This is a genomic window from Pelovirga terrestris, from assembly GCF_014773365.1.
GTDB lineage: Bacteria > Desulfobacterota > Desulfuromonadia > Desulfuromonadales > Geopsychrobacteraceae > Pelovirga > Pelovirga terrestris.
This window is the reverse complement of sequence record NZ_JACWUN010000021.1, coordinates 20,892-35,057: the sequence shown is the minus strand read 5'-3', so window position 1 is coordinate 35,057 and position 14,166 is coordinate 20,892. Positions and strand designations below refer to the sequence as shown.

At 55.4% G+C, this 14,166-nt stretch carries 14 protein-coding genes; all 14 read right to left on the bottom strand.

Annotated features, from left to right (window positions below):
- Positions 1–144: 144 nt before the first annotated feature.
- The 14 genes from ICT70_RS14120 to ICT70_RS14055 all read right to left on the bottom strand — a co-directional run bounded on the left by ICT70_RS14120 (position 145) and on the right by ICT70_RS14055 (position 14,130).
- Positions 145–1,569, bottom strand: a complete 1,425-nt coding sequence (locus ICT70_RS14120; RefSeq protein ID WP_191157742.1) for an NADH-quinone oxidoreductase subunit N — start codon at positions 1,567–1,569, stop codon at positions 145–147.
- Between the two features lie 28 nt (positions 1,570–1,597).
- Positions 1,598–3,214, bottom strand: a complete 1,617-nt coding sequence (locus ICT70_RS14115) for an NADH-quinone oxidoreductase subunit M (protein WP_191157741.1) — start codon at positions 3,212–3,214, stop codon at positions 1,598–1,600.
- Between the two features lie 91 nt (positions 3,215–3,305).
- Positions 3,306–5,069: a Na(+)/H(+) antiporter subunit D gene (locus tag ICT70_RS14110; RefSeq protein ID WP_191157740.1), complete on the bottom strand. Its 1,764-nt coding sequence runs from the start codon at positions 5,067–5,069 to the stop codon at positions 3,306–3,308.
- Positions 5,059–5,307 (bottom strand): hypothetical protein, encoded by a 249-nt coding sequence (locus tag ICT70_RS14105; protein WP_191157739.1) that lies wholly within the window; start codon positions 5,305–5,307, stop codon positions 5,059–5,061. The genes ICT70_RS14110 and ICT70_RS14105 overlap by 11 nt, the downstream gene beginning before the upstream one ends.
- Positions 5,304–6,794, bottom strand: a complete 1,491-nt coding sequence (locus ICT70_RS14100) for a monovalent cation/H+ antiporter subunit D family protein (protein ID WP_191157738.1) — start codon at positions 6,792–6,794, stop codon at positions 5,304–5,306. Before ICT70_RS14100 ends, ICT70_RS14105 begins: the two co-directional genes overlap by 4 nt.
- Positions 6,795–6,815: 21 nt before the next feature.
- Positions 6,816–7,133 (bottom strand): NADH-quinone oxidoreductase subunit NuoK, encoded by a 318-nt coding sequence (nuoK, locus tag ICT70_RS14095; RefSeq protein WP_191157737.1) that lies wholly within the window; start codon positions 7,131–7,133, stop codon positions 6,816–6,818.
- A complete protein-coding gene (locus tag ICT70_RS14090; RefSeq protein WP_191157736.1) occupies positions 7,130–7,654 on the bottom strand; it encodes an NADH-quinone oxidoreductase subunit J family protein in 525 nt (174 codons plus the stop codon). The genes nuoK and ICT70_RS14090 overlap by 4 nt, the downstream gene beginning before the upstream one ends.
- On the bottom strand, positions 7,651–8,094 hold the full coding sequence (locus ICT70_RS14085; protein ID WP_191157735.1) for a NuoI/complex I 23 kDa subunit family protein: 444 nt from the start codon (positions 8,092–8,094) through the stop codon (positions 7,651–7,653). Before ICT70_RS14085 ends, ICT70_RS14090 begins: the two co-directional genes overlap by 4 nt.
- Positions 8,091–9,086: an NADH-quinone oxidoreductase subunit NuoH gene (gene nuoH / locus ICT70_RS14080; protein ID WP_191157734.1), complete on the bottom strand. Its 996-nt coding sequence runs from the start codon at positions 9,084–9,086 to the stop codon at positions 8,091–8,093. Before nuoH ends, ICT70_RS14085 begins: the two co-directional genes overlap by 4 nt.
- The gene (locus ICT70_RS14075) at positions 9,083–10,195 is read right to left on the bottom strand and encodes an NADH-quinone oxidoreductase subunit D (RefSeq protein WP_191157732.1); all 1,113 of its coding nucleotides are present in this window, start codon (positions 10,193–10,195) and stop codon (positions 9,083–9,085) included. Before ICT70_RS14075 ends, nuoH begins: the two co-directional genes overlap by 4 nt.
- Positions 10,195–10,710, bottom strand: coding sequence for an NADH-quinone oxidoreductase subunit C (locus ICT70_RS14070; protein WP_191157730.1), 516 nt, complete (start codon positions 10,708–10,710; stop codon positions 10,195–10,197). Before ICT70_RS14070 ends, ICT70_RS14075 begins: the two co-directional genes overlap by 1 nt.
- 3 nt (positions 10,711–10,713) lie before the next feature.
- The gene (locus ICT70_RS14065; RefSeq protein ID WP_191157728.1) at positions 10,714–11,295 is read right to left on the bottom strand and encodes an NADH-quinone oxidoreductase subunit B; all 582 of its coding nucleotides are present in this window, start codon (positions 11,293–11,295) and stop codon (positions 10,714–10,716) included.
- Complete coding sequence (locus ICT70_RS14060; RefSeq protein ID WP_191157726.1) at positions 11,268–11,660, bottom strand: NADH-quinone oxidoreductase subunit A; 393 nt, start codon at positions 11,658–11,660, stop codon at positions 11,268–11,270. The genes ICT70_RS14065 and ICT70_RS14060 overlap by 28 nt, the downstream gene beginning before the upstream one ends.
- A gap of 262 nt (positions 11,661–11,922) precedes the next feature.
- Complete coding sequence (locus ICT70_RS14055; RefSeq protein WP_191157724.1) at positions 11,923–14,130, bottom strand: HAMP domain-containing methyl-accepting chemotaxis protein; 2,208 nt, start codon at positions 14,128–14,130, stop codon at positions 11,923–11,925.
- Between the last annotated feature and the right edge of the window lie 36 nt (positions 14,131–14,166).

The window sequence follows — 14,166 nt, the reverse complement described above, 5'->3', positions numbered from 1 at the left end:
GCGGGACTGTTCAGTTACATAGAGCAGTTCCATCGTTTTCAACACACTTCGTGAACCGCCGTATACGGAACCGTACGTACGGTGGTGTGGGAGGACGGCAGGGGCGACCCTGCCTCCTACCCGATGGCAATGAGTGGTTTGTTATTACAGAAAAGCCGCCGCCGTTTTGGCCAGGGCCAGCAGTTGTTGCGGCAGGACTCCCAGCAGTATGATCGTGAGAATCAGGCCAAGACCCAGCAATTTGCTGCTGAATGTGATGGGGACCGGTACACTATCGGCGGCGGTGCTGGTCAGGTAAGCGGCGCGGACAATCTTGAGATAAAAGAAAATCGAAATAGCGGCATTGATCAGTCCCAAGACCACCAGTCCGTAGAATCCTTGCTGAAAGGCCGAAGTAAACAGCACAAACTTACCGGTAAAGCCGATAGTTGGTGGGATCCCGGCGAGGCTGAAGACCCCGGCAGCCAGGACAAATGCCAGTAGCGGCGCACGCCGATAGAGACCGTTCAGGTCACTCAGATTGAGGTTACGGTTGTCGCTGCTCACGTGATAGAGCACGAAAAAGCAGGCCAGGTTCATCAGCAGATAACCGACGGCATAATAGATAGCCGCAGCATGTCCCAGAATACCGCCGGCAATAACGCCAAGCATCAGATATCCGGCATGGGCAACACTTGAGTAGGCCAGCAGACGCTTCATATCGTTCTGCACCAGGGCCGACAGGTTACCGATGGTCATGGAGGCAACAGCCAGAATTCCCAGGGCCCAGCTTAATTGGCTGATGTCAGCGCCGGCCAGACTGACCAGCCGCAGCAGCAGAATGACCGCCCCGATTTTCGGCAGGGTGGCAATAAAGGTGGTGGTTTCGTTAGCGGCACCCTGATAGACATCAGGGGTCCAGAAGTGCATAGGGAACAGGGCGAGTTTGTAGAAGAATCCGCATAACAGCAGAATCATCCCGACTACAGCCAGTGGTTGTGAGGAGATCAGTGCCGGCAGCAGGGGTGACAGTTCAGCCAGATAGGTGGTGCCGGACAGGCCGAAAATATAGCTCATACCAAACAGGCTCAAGCCCGACGCCGCCGCCCCGAAGAGCACGTACTTGAGGCTGGCTTCATATTGCTGGCGGCCGTTCATCGGTTGGCGGAAGGGGATAGCTACGAACAAGGCATAGGACGAAATTTCCAGCGCCAGGAAGATCGTCAGCAACTCCACCGCACTGGATAGCATCACCAGTCCCAGGGTACTGACCGTCAGGAACATGTAATACTCAGGATGAAGACGTTTTTCAATGCCGCGCAGGCCTGAAGTTGCCCAGGTGATCAAGGCAAGACCTGCACAAAGGACCAGCTTGAACAGCTGTGACAGTTGGTCGATCTGGTAGGCGCCAAAAAACAGGGTGCCCGATTGCCGGTAGGTTGCTGCCGTTGCAAGCAGCGCCAGAAGTGAGAGAACGATGACCGTGCCCTGCAGAAAACCGGTTCGGGGGCTGTTGCCCAGGGAGGTACAAAAGCACACCAGCGCAAGCAGAATCAGCAGCAGTTCGGGTAAAAAAAGCATGGTTTCCATAAAAGGTCCGAAATCAGGAGTTAGCAGCTTAAGGTTTCAGGGTCGTCAACAGGCCGGCAACTTTATTGCCCAGGCCGCTGAAAGCATGATGCAGATTATCGTGCCCGCCCTGATTCAATCCGGTACCGATCTGGTCAATCAGGTGGGTCACACTGACGTCCATCATCTCCAGCAACGGGGTTGGATAAAAGCCGATCCAGAAAACAAAAATGGTTAAAAAGCTCAAGGTCCCGATTTCCCGGGCATTCAGGTCTTTTAAAATGGGACCGTGACTGTCGCCGTGACCATCACCATGGCCCTCGTCATGGTGACCGTGACCATCAGAATCGGCCCATACCATGCTCTGCAACAGGCGCAGCATGTAGGCCGCCGCGAGAATGGCCCCGACAATCGCCAGGGCGCCGACCAACGGATACCTGGAGAAGGCCGCAAGCAGCACCAGGAATTCACTGACAAAGCTGTTGGTGCCGGGGAAGCCGAAGGAAGACAGGCTGAAGATGCCGAGGAACAGCACGTAAACCGGCATCATTGCTCCGAGGGCACGGTTGACGCTCATCTCGCGGCTGTGGGTGCGCTCGTAGATGATACCGATGAGAATAAACAGGGCGCCGGTCGTGATACCGTGGTTGATCATCTGCAGCATCGCCCCCTTGATCCCCTGGTCATTAAGCAGGAAGATCCCCAGGGTAACAAAGCCCATGTGGCCGACGCTGGAATAGGCGATGAGCTTTTTGATATCGCTCTGCCCCAGGGCCAGATAGCCACCAACGATGATCGACACCAGTGACAGGGCAATCAACCAGGGCATGAAATACCAGGTCGCTTCCGGCGCCATCGGCAGGCAGAAACGTAAGAAGCCGTAGCCGCCGAGCTTGAGCATGATACTGGCGAGGATCACACTACCAGCCGTCGGCGCTTCCACGTGGGCGGCAGGCAACCAGGTATGCAGAGGGAACATCGGCACCTTGACGGCGAATGCCAGGGCACAACCAAGGAAAACCCAGACCTGGAAGCTGAAGCTGAAGGAATGGGTCATCAATTCCGGGATAAAGAAACTGCCGGTCTGGACATAGAGAGCAATGATCGAAGCGAGAAAGAAGATACTGCCGGCAAAGGTATAAAGGAAATATTTGATCGAGGCGTAATCCTTGCGCGGCCCGCCCCAGATGGCGATCATCAGGTACATGGGAATCAGCATCGCTTCCCAGAAGAGGAAAAACAGCAGGGTATTGAGGCTGACAAACACGCCGATCATCGCGGTTTCGATCACCAGCAGAACGAACATGAACTCACGCATCCGTTCCTTGATGTAACTCCAGGAGCAAAGCACACACAAGGGCATGACCAGGGTGGTCAGCAGTACCAGCAGGACGCTGATCCCATCGACCCCGACCGCATAATCGAGCCCCAGCGCCGGTAGCCAGTGACGCACCTCGACAAACTGGTACAGGGCCGTGGTGCGATCGAACCGGGTATACAGGGGCAGGGAGGCCAGGGCCGTTGCGAGGGTTACCCCCAGTCCCCACCACAGCTGTGCTTTATCACTCTTAAACAGCAGACCCAGCACCGCCCCGATCAGCGGCAACAGCAGCAACACGGAGATGATGGGGTAGTTCAGTTGATTAACAATCAGATACTGTTCCACGATCGTTCCTTGGTTGTAGGGGCAAGGTGAGTCTTGCCCAGGGCGACACAAGTGTCACCCCTACGTTTTGTCTAAAGTCTACGTACTGGTTTTAACTAAAAATCACCACAACCAGCACCACCACCACGGCAATGACTCCGGCGGCAATATAATGCTGAATCCGTCCGGTCTGAATCTGGCGGATGCTGTTGCCGCCGGCAACGATGTTGCGGGCCGAACCGTCGATGGTCCAGTCGATGCCCTCCTTATCGAACCAGGAGAAAGCTCGAGCTAACGCCATGGTCATGCTCAGGCCGATATTCTTGTAGACGTTGCTGACCCATTCATTAGCTGAGACAATCGGACCCTTGGCGAAGTTAATAAAGCGCACTGAGCCTTTACGATAGAACCAGTCAAGATCAAGGTTCGATACATCGTGGGGCTTGAGATATTTCACCATCAGGTAGAAACCCAGGCCGGTAAAGCCGAACAGCTGGAAGGTCTCCGACAGATGATAGGCGTAGTAAGGCTGGTACGAGGCGGCATAGGGGAGCATGCTGTAGAGCGCCGCCGGGTAAACGCCGAAGAGGATACAGACAAAAGCGGCCATGGCCATGGCCAGCTGCATATTCCAGGGTGCTTCCTTGGCGCGAATGCCGGAATCCTTACCGAACCAGATAAAATAGGGCAGCTTGATACCGACCGAGAGGAAGGTCCCGACCCCGGCCAGCAGCAGCATCACCAGCAGAATCGTTTGATGGTTATAACCGGCAGCGGCAACGATCATCGACTTACTGACAAAGCCACTGGTCAACGGGAAGCCGGAGATAGCGATCCCGCCAATGATGGTAAAGATCATGGTCAGCGGCATGGTGCGATAGAGACCGCCAAGCTCGCTGAGTTTGGAGCGGCCGGTCATCTCCAGCACCGCACCGGCCCCCATGAACAGCAGCGCCTTGTAGATGATATGGGCATAGGCGTGGGCCGCCACCCCGTTAAGCGCCATGGCCGTGCCGATACCGACGCCGCAGACCATGTAGCCGACCTGACTGACGACGTGATAAGCGAGAATTCGTCGGGCATCGTTTTCGATGACCGCGTAACCAACGCCGTAGAGCGCCATGCAGGCTCCGATGATGGCCAACACCTCAAAGCCGGGAAAGCCGCGCATCAGCACGTAAACGGCAGTCTTGGTGGTGAAGGCACACATGAACACCGCTCCGGTCACGGTCGCTTCCGGATAGGCATCGGGCAGCCAGGCATGGATCGGTGGCGCTGCGGCATTGAGCAGGAAGCCGATCATGATCAGGTACTCAGCCCAACCTGCACCTTCCTGGGAGAAGACGCCGAAGGACAGGTCATGCCCGGTCTGGTAGAGCAGAAAAATACCCGCCAGCAGCACCAGCCCCCCGGCCGTATGGACCAGCAGGTAGCGATAGCCCGCTTCAATCGAGCGCTGCTTTTTGCGGTACCAGATCAGGAAGGTCGAGGCAAAGGCCATCAGTTCCCAGAAGATGAACAGGGTCAGATAATCACCCGCCAGGGTCACCCCAAGGGAGCCGGCAACATAAAGGAAAGCCGCAATATGCTGGCCGGTTTCCTTGACCTGCAGCCCGAAGATGCAGCCGATCAGCGCCATCAGGGTGAAGACATGAAGAAAGATAAAGGTCAGCTTGTCAACCCGACCGAATTGCAGTTCAAAGCCAAGGTAGTTGACAATGCCGAAGCTGTCGGGCAGTCGGTAGATGGTCGCCATGGCCACCAGTGGAACAATGATCAGCCAGATTTTCTGGATACCTAAGCGCTTGGCAAAGGGCATCAATAGCGCGCCAAGGATAAACCAGCTGGTCGGATGGATGAAAAGATCAGTTATCATAAGGGTCCTCCTTGCGCTCCAGCCAGACGTGGGAGAGTCCCTTGCAGATAATAATCATCAACAGGCAGCCAAGCAGGCCAAACAACGACCAGAAGCCGATGATGGTATCACCGAAAAAGTGCGGTTTTGGTCGGTCGATAATAAAATCGAAGAGCACCGCAAACACCAGAAAGGCAAAGAAACAGCCTCTAACAATATTGGCGCGTTCGCGCAGATAGTCTATCCAACGTGCGATCATGAGCCCACCATCAGTTTGATCGTGTTCAAGAAAAGATCAGGCCAGATGCCGATCAGCACCGAGATCAGGCCGGTAATCAGGAGTGGTACCACCATCAGCAGCACCAGGGGTTGACGCTCGAGGCTGCCGCTTCCGCTATCCGTCGCCGGGGGCGTTCCAAAGAAGGCTTTGAAGGTTATCGGCACAAAGTAGCCGGCATTCAGCAGACTGCTGACCAGCAATACCGCCAGCAGGATCATGTTGCTGATATCCATCGCGCCCAGCGCCAGATACCACTTGCTGACAAAGCCACTGACCGGCGGGACACCGATCATGCTCAAGGATGCCAGAGCGAAAGCAGCCATGGTGAACGGCATGCGCCAGCCTAGGCCCCCCATCTCGGAGATATCCTTTTTGCCCGAAGCAACGAAAATACAACCGGCACAGAAAAACAGGGTGATTTTGGCAAAGGCATGGTTAGCGATATGCAGCAGACCGCCGGTAATGGCATGGGGCGTCAGCATCGCGACCCCAAGGACGATATAGGAGAGCTGGCTGACGGTTGAGTAGGCCAGTCGCGCCTTCAGGTTCGTCTGGGTCAGGGCGATGATCGATGCCGTTATGATGGTAAAAGAAACCACGTAGGCGGTGAACATGCCCATGCCGGTGACATCCAGCAGGTCAATGCCAAACAGGGACAGCATCACCCGGCAGATGGAGAAGACCCCGACCTTGACCACGACCACCGCATGGAGCAGGGCACTGACCGGTGTCGGCGCGACCATGGCATCGGGCAGCCAGTTGTGCAGCGGCATGATACCGGCCTTGGCAAAGCCGAACAGGCACAGCAGGTAGGCGATGATTACCATCATCCGGTCGGCTTCAGGCGGGAAGATGCCGCCGCTGATGCCGCTCATGTTGAAATCGAGGGTGCCGGTTAACACATAGATAATCGCCATTGCCGGCAGCAACATCGCCTTGGAGGTGAACATCAGGTAGATGATGTATTTGCGCGCGCCCTCATAGCCTTCCTTGTCCTGATGGTGCATGACCAGCGGGTAGGTAAAGATGGAGACGATTTCATAAAACAGATAGAGGGTAAACAGGTTGGCGGAAAAAGCCGCGCCCATGGCAGCACCAACCGAAACGGCATAACAGACGTAGAAGCGGGTCTGGGCATGCTCGTCCAGGCCGCGCATATAGCCGATACAATAGATCGAGGCCAGAATCCACAAAAATGACGCGGTCCCGGCAAACACCAGGCCCAGTGGATCAAGGTAAAAAGAAACACTGATCCCCGGGTAGAGGGTGATCAGGTTCAGAGCGTAAGCACCACCGCTTAAGACACCGGGTGCTAACAGCATCACCGAAATGAAGGTGAGCACGGCGCCGACAAAAGAGATACTTTCGCGCAGATTGGGGCTCCGGCCCGTAGCCATGACAAGCGCTGCGGTCACCATCGGGATGAGGGTCGCCAGCAGGACTTTGGAGGTGATTATTGGTTCCATGTGTGTGCCTGGTCCTCGCAGTTAGCCGTGCAATTCGTTTATCGCCTGGGGATCAACACTGTGGAAGCGTCGATGAATGGCGATCACGAGACTGATAACGATAGCCGCTTCGGCAGCGGCAATACCCAGAATAAACAAGGTAAACGCCTGCCCCACGGCAGGATCAGGCGCAACAAAGTAATTAAAGGCCATAAAGTTGACCCCGGCGCCGGCGAGAATCATCTCGACACAGATCAGCATGCCGATCAGGGTACGATGACGGATCATGCCGAACAGGCCGACAAAGAGCATGAAGGCCCCGATGATCAGATAGGTTGTCAGATGGTCACTGGGCATCATGAGGGATCACTCTCCTGCGGTGGGCGGGCGATGATAATCGCGCCCAGAATAGCAATCAACAGCACCACGGAGATCAGTTCAAAGGCCAGAACAAACTGATGCAGAAAGGCTTCGCCCAGGTGCTGCATGGAAAAATCACCAACCCGCTGGGCTGCTGCTGTCCATTGGGTGCGGATCAGGGTTGCGGTCAACAGAACAAAGCCGGCGATGCAGGTGCCGGAGGCGAGCAGAAAGTTGTTGCCTGACCAGCGCAGACGATCGACCTGGGTCGGTGAATGGCCGACCATGATCCCGAACACCAGCATAACGCAGACCGCACCGACGTAGATCAGGACCTGCATCATCGCCATAAAAGGGGACCCGAGGTGAAAAAATAGCCCGGCAACACCGATAAAGACCACAGCCAGACCGAGCACCGCGTGCATCAGCAGGCGTGACCAGACGGTCAGCATGCCACCGAACATAATCAGGACGATAAAACCGAAAAACATGCCTTCGGCCAGATAACGGTACAGGGTCATTTGTCTTCCTCCACCATGGCCAGCAGGTCGTAATGAAAGTCTTCCCGGGAAAACCCGACATGCTGATAGACCTTGGAAAAATCGAGGGCATTGGGCGGGCATACTTCAACACAGGTGCCGCACAGGCTGCATTTGGTGAAATCGAGACGGTATTTGATCAACACCATCCCTTTGACCCCTTCACGTTTTTCCCCGGCCAGATCGATACAGTTCGATGGACACTCGCGCTCACACATCTTACAGGAGATACAGCGGTGTTTCTCCGGCTTCTCCTCGTCGCGAATCAGGATGGTGTGGCCGCGGTAGTTAGGCGAAAGGGGCAACTTTTCACGCGGGTACTGGACGGTCACGACCGGACGGAAGAGCTCGCGCAGGGTGATCATCATCCCGACGATGAGGCTTTTGCCCCCGGTAAAGATCAGGGCGAAATAGTCTTTCATAATTTCAGCACCACGGCGGTCACCAGCAGGTGAACCAGCGAAAATGGAACCAGATATTTCCAGCAGAAATTCAGCAGCTGGTCAAAGCGTACCCGCGGGAAGGTCCAGCGGATCCAGATCATGGTCAGTAACAGGGCGTAGACTTTGGCAAAGAACCAGAGGGCAGAGGTGTACTCGCCATAGGGCAGAGGCGGTCCGCTCCAGCCACCGAGAAAGAGAATGACGGTGAGCGAACAGGCGATGAACATGTAGGTGTATTCAGCCATGAAAAAGAGACTGAACCCCATGCCGCTGAACTCGGTCATGAAACCGGCCGTCAGCTCACTCTCTGCTTCCGGCAGGTCAAAGGGGGCACGATTGGTCTCGGCCAGGGTTGCGGCGAAGAAGATCAGAAAGGCCACCGGCATAAAGAAGATAAACCAGGCGCCGCCGCTTTGGGCTTCGACGATCCCGCGCAGACTGAAGGTGCCGGTGACCAGAATAACCGACAGCAGGGTCAGCAACATGGGGATTTCATAGGCCACATTTTGCGCAACCGATCGCATGGCACCGAGCAGGGAGTATTTGTTGTTGGAGCTCCAGCCGGCAATCAGAATCGCCAGAACGTTGATGGCAACCACCGCCAGAATAAAGATCAACCCGATATCGAAGTCACGACCCTGAAGCTTGGGAGCAAAGGGGATGACCACCATCGGCATGATCGCCGGGGCAAAAGAAATAATCGGCGCCAGACGATAGAGTACCCGGTCGGTCTGTTTGGGGATGATCAATTGCTTGCCGACCAGTTTGACGCCATCGACGGCCAGCTGCAGGATGCCGTGCCAGCCAACCTCCATCGGGCCCGGACGACGCTGAAAGCGACCGGCGAGCTTGCGCTCCAGATAGCCCATGACGACGGCGTTGCCGAAGACAATAACAATGGCGCAGATCAGGGCGAAGATAATGCGTAACAGTTCCAGTGGAAGAAACCCGGTATTCATCACAGTGCTCATCGATCGATCTCCGGAATCACCAGATCCAGACTACCCATGCAGGCACAGAGATCAGAAAGGAGCATTCCACGACAGAGTTCAGGCAGAAGGCTCAGATTGGAAAAGGACGGAACGCGGATTTTCATCCGGTAGGGGGTGTCGCTGCCATCCCCGGTCAGGTGATAGACCAGCTCGCCGCGGGGTGATTCGACCGCATAACAGGCGTCACCCGCAGGTAGTTTCAGTTTTTTCGGTACCTTGGCCATAGCGGGGCCTGCGGGCAGTTTGTCCAGCGCTTGTTCCAGGATACGCAGGCTCTGCTCAATCTCACGCACCCGAACCAGGTAGGCGGCCATGCAGTCGCCGGTTGTTTCGGTCGGAATCTCGAAATCGAATTCCGGATAGACGGAATAAGGCTCAGCCCGGCGGATATCGTAAGGGATGCCGGTGCCACGCAGTACCGGGCCGGTCAGCCCGTAACGGCGGGCCATGTCCGGGTTGAATTCGCCGATTTTCTCAATCCGCTTGCGGAAGATAATATTGCCGGTGACCAGTTTGTCGTACATCGGCATGCGTGAACGCTGCCAACTGATGTATTCGCGGGTGCGCTCAACAAATTTGTCATCAATGTCACGGACCACGCCGCCAACCCGCATGTAGCAGTAGGTCAGCCGTGAACCGGTCACATCCTCAAGGATATCAAGAATCTTCTCGCGATCTTCAAAGGTGTACATGATCGGGGTAAAGGCCCCGAGATCGAGCACCAGCACGCCGAGCCACAGCAGATGGCTCTGCAGACGATTGAGTTCCGAGGTAATGACACGGATATACTCTGCCCGCGGCGTGGCCTCGATACCGGCGAGACGCTCGACGACGCCGACGTAGCCGTGGTTGTAGATCAGCGCGGAGAGGTAATCCATGCGCGCGGCATTGGGGAGGAAGTTGGGCCAGGGGCGGGATTCTGCCATTTTTTCATGCATCCGGTGGCCGTAGCCGAGGACCGGTTGCGGATCCATGACGTACTCGCCTTCCATTTCCAGGATCACCCGCAATACACCGTGGGTACTCGGATGTTGCGGCCCCATGTTGAGAATATAGCGGTGCTCACCCTTTTCAGCCATGGTGGTCATCACGCATCCTCCTTTTTAACCGCAGGGGCCGGCTTATCCTCAGCGATCTTCTCAACGCGGGTGATGGCAGCGCGATCCTTAAGGGCCTGTTCTTTCTTGAGCAGTGGTTTCAGATCTTCCATATCTTCAGCCAGCAGCAACGGTTTGAGGTTGGGGTGATTGCGAAAGATGACCCCGTAAAAATCCTTGGTTTCGCGCTCGTGCCAGTTGGCGCCCTGAAAAATGTCGGCGATGGTGGGCAGACTGTTGTCGGCGTCAGCGCTGACGTGGGCCAGCAGGCGGCAGGGAAAGCCGTAGTTGGCAAACTGATAACTGACGTCGATGCCGGTGGTAAGATGCAACCCGGACACATAGCTCAAGTAGAAATTCCCGGTGCGCAACAATTCAGCAAAGGCGCGCAGTTGGCTCGATTCCAGCCTGATCTCGAGATGATAGCCCCGTTGCGCAAAGTCAACTTCTTCCACCTTGACCGGGATCTTTTTAAAAGCCGCAATAACGGAATCTTTTGATTCCATGGATCAGACTCCTTCGGGCATCTTGTTCATGGGAATCGGGAAGCGTTTGCCGGAAATTTTTTCCTGCAATTTAAAAATGGCTTCGAACAGTGCTTCCGGCCGTGGCGGGCAGCCCGGCACATAGACATCAACCGGAATAATGCGATCGATTCCTTCGATAACGTTGTAATTTTCTTCTACCGCGAATGGTCCGCCCGATGTAGCGCAGTTACCAAGGGCGATGACATAACGGGGTGCCGCCATCTGCTCATAGAGGGTTAACACCCCGGGAGCCATTTTCTTGTTGACCGTACCGGCAACAATCATCAGGTCACAGTGACGCGGTGAGGGGCGAAACACCTCGGCGCCAAAACGGGCCAGATCGAAGCGCGCCATCCCGGCGACCATCATTTCGATGGCACAGCAGGACAGACCAAAGGTCATCGGCCACAGTGAATTGGCCCGGCAGAAATTAAGGACCTTTTCCACCTGGGCCAGATGAACGATGGAATCGAGCTCTTCCGGCGGGTGACCGTCAAGCTCGCGCCGGCGGGCCTCTTCGGTCTGGGTGTGAACCCTCAGGAGGTTTTTCTTCTCTTCGGCCATGTAAAAACTCCTTTAACCCACGGATAAATAACCGTCAGGGACAGGACAAACACAAAAATAAACAGCACGATCAGTCCATGGGCGCCGGATACCAGGTGGTACGCCGTTGCTACCGGAAACAGAAACAGGATGTCGACGGCAAAGGCGACAAAAATCAGGGCATAGAGGTAATAGCTGACATGAAAGCGGATATCCTGGGCATCGCCGAAGATGTCCATGCCACATTCGTAAGGATCCAGGGTGGTTTTCAGAATGGAGGTTGGGTTGACCAGGTTAGCTACGACCAAAGGGCCCACAGCAATACAGATTCCGCCAACCAGGAAAAAGAAAACATACATGTAGTCAAGCAGTTGACTTTCGGGCATAGGGATAATCCTTCGCCGACATAGACGGGTTGATGAGTAAAAAAAGAGATGAAAATTTTATTTCGACTAAAGAAATCCGTGCAGGCATCAAGTTTCTAACGGAGCTGAAATGAAAAGTCAACCATAAAAGAGAATTGGTCCGACCAATTTTTGCAGCATCGATGAGCAGACGGATCGATCGGTTATTGTACAAAAAACCGCAGGGGTCCTTGTCCTTGCCCCTGCGGTTGTCAGTAGCGGAAATAGGGGTTAAAAGGCTTAGCTAATATTTACCAAATTCATCATCGTCGAGGGCGATGGTTCTGCCGGTCGATTTTTTTTCGAGCGTGGGGAGAGGAAGTTCGTCCCACCCCTGGGTCGCCTGGCTTGGAGCTGCTTTCTTCTGTGGTGGTGCCGTCCGGCCTATCCCTGTTCCCTGTCGGCTTTCTGCTACCGGGGCACCCGTCAATTTAAATTTTGACAGCATGCTGCGCAATTCCTGCGCCTGACTTGCCAGTTGTTCAGAGGCGGCGGCGCACTCTTCGGCACTGGCGGTGTTCTGTTGGGTTGATTGATCAATCTGGCCAAGACCGATATTGATCTGATTAACCCCTTCAGATTGTTCGTTGATGGTCGTGGCAATTTCACCAACCAGGGTTGATACTTTGTTGATTCCCGAGGTTATTTCACCCAATGCCGCTGCCGTTTCTTCGGCCGCCTGCATCCCACGTCTGGTTTTCTGCCCGGTTCCCTCGATCAGGATCGTGGTTTCACTGGCCGCTTTGGCACTGCGCGCCGCAAGATTGCGAACCTCTTCGGCAACGACGGCGAAGCCCTTGCCGTGGTGTCCTGCTCTGGCTGCTTCAACCGCGGCGTTGAGGGCCAGCAGGTTGGTTTGAAAGGCGATGTCTTCGATCGTCTTGATGATTTTTGAGATATCCTGTCCGGCCTTGTCGATGTCCGCCATCGCTGCGGTCATTCCCTGCATTTTTTCGGCGCCGCCATGGGCCGACTTCTGGACACTGTTGGAGAGGGTATCTGCCTCTCTTGAATTCTCAGCACTCTGGCGCGACTGACCGACAATTTCATTCATTGAGGCTGAAATTTCCTCCAGCGAAGCCGCAGATTCAGTGGCCCCTTGTGACAGGGTCTGGCTGGCAGCGGATATCTCAGCGCTGGCTGACTCCACCTGATTGGCCGCCTTGAGCAGTTCATGAACCAGTTGGTTAAGGCTCTGGTTGGCCTTGCTCAAGGGCTCGCTGATCAGACCCTCGGCTGCAAAAGTAAAATCACCATGGGCAAGACGATCGAAAGCCTCCAGTACTTCGTGCTCAAGATTGTCAGCAAAAGAGTCCATGGCCTGGGCCATCTTGCCGATTTCATCCTGCCGATCCATCTGCAGCCGCTGCCCCAGTTTGCCATGAGCGAGATCCTCAATCATCGCCAGGGTCCGGCCAATCGGGCGGGTCAGGCTGCGGGTCAACAGGAAGCCAAAGAGCAATGCCAGCAGGGTGCCGGCAATCATGCCGGTGATACTCAAGGTTGTCGCCCGGGCCATCTGATGTTCTGCTGCCCTCACTGCAACGGCAGCGTCGGCAGCGGTGACCGCGATCAACTCATCCAGCAGTTGATGGGCATGATCGGTTCGGGTTTGTACCGGCCCCAGCAGTTGCGTCATCATCTCTTCGTACAGGGCAACCGCTTCATCGGCAATCTGCAACAGAGCAAAAAAGACATCATAGGTGTCTTCGATGCTCAGCGAGACGACCTCTTCATAGTGTTGCTGGGCAGCGACCGCATCGCCGCCACGGCGCATCTCGCGGTTCTCTGATATGGCTTCATAGTATTCAGCGTGGGTGGCTCGTGCCCGACTGATCAGCTCACGCAACTTTTGATTATCGGTCTGAAATTGTGCCGTCCAACGTTCAAAGGGGGAATTGGGAAGATCGTAATCCCAACCGTAACCCATGCCGGTATGGATATAGTCAAGCACCATCACCGCAGTTTCATACTGATTGCCGCGAAATCCCTGCAGGTCGGCGCGCAGTCCAACCGGATCGAGGATGCCTAAATCATCAATGGCGCGCGACAGCTCCATGAAGCGATTAACTGCCGCTCTGCGCTCTTGCCAGGCCGCGGTCAGCTGTTGCCACAAGGCCTCCTCCTGCGCTGTGCGGGGCAGCTCCTGGTAGGCTTTAATCGCCTCTTGAACATGCTCCCGGGCCTGGCTGTTTTTCTGATAAATGGCCTGCCGTTCGTCTAAGGAAAGGCGCGGATTAAGCAGCGCCCGGTTGCCGGCAACCCGTTCCAGTCCGCCGGCCCGCATGGCTTCCAGATATTGAACCGCCGGCAGCTTTTCGCTGCCGATTTCAGTAACGTTGTTGCCTAAGCCGGTTATACCGTTAAGCCCAATCAGTCCGACCCCCAAGGTAATCAGACCCACCAGTACGAAACCACCGATCAGTTTGACCCCCAGTCGAATGTTTTTCATGAACCTCTCCTCACAAGTTGACCCCCTCCCTTGATG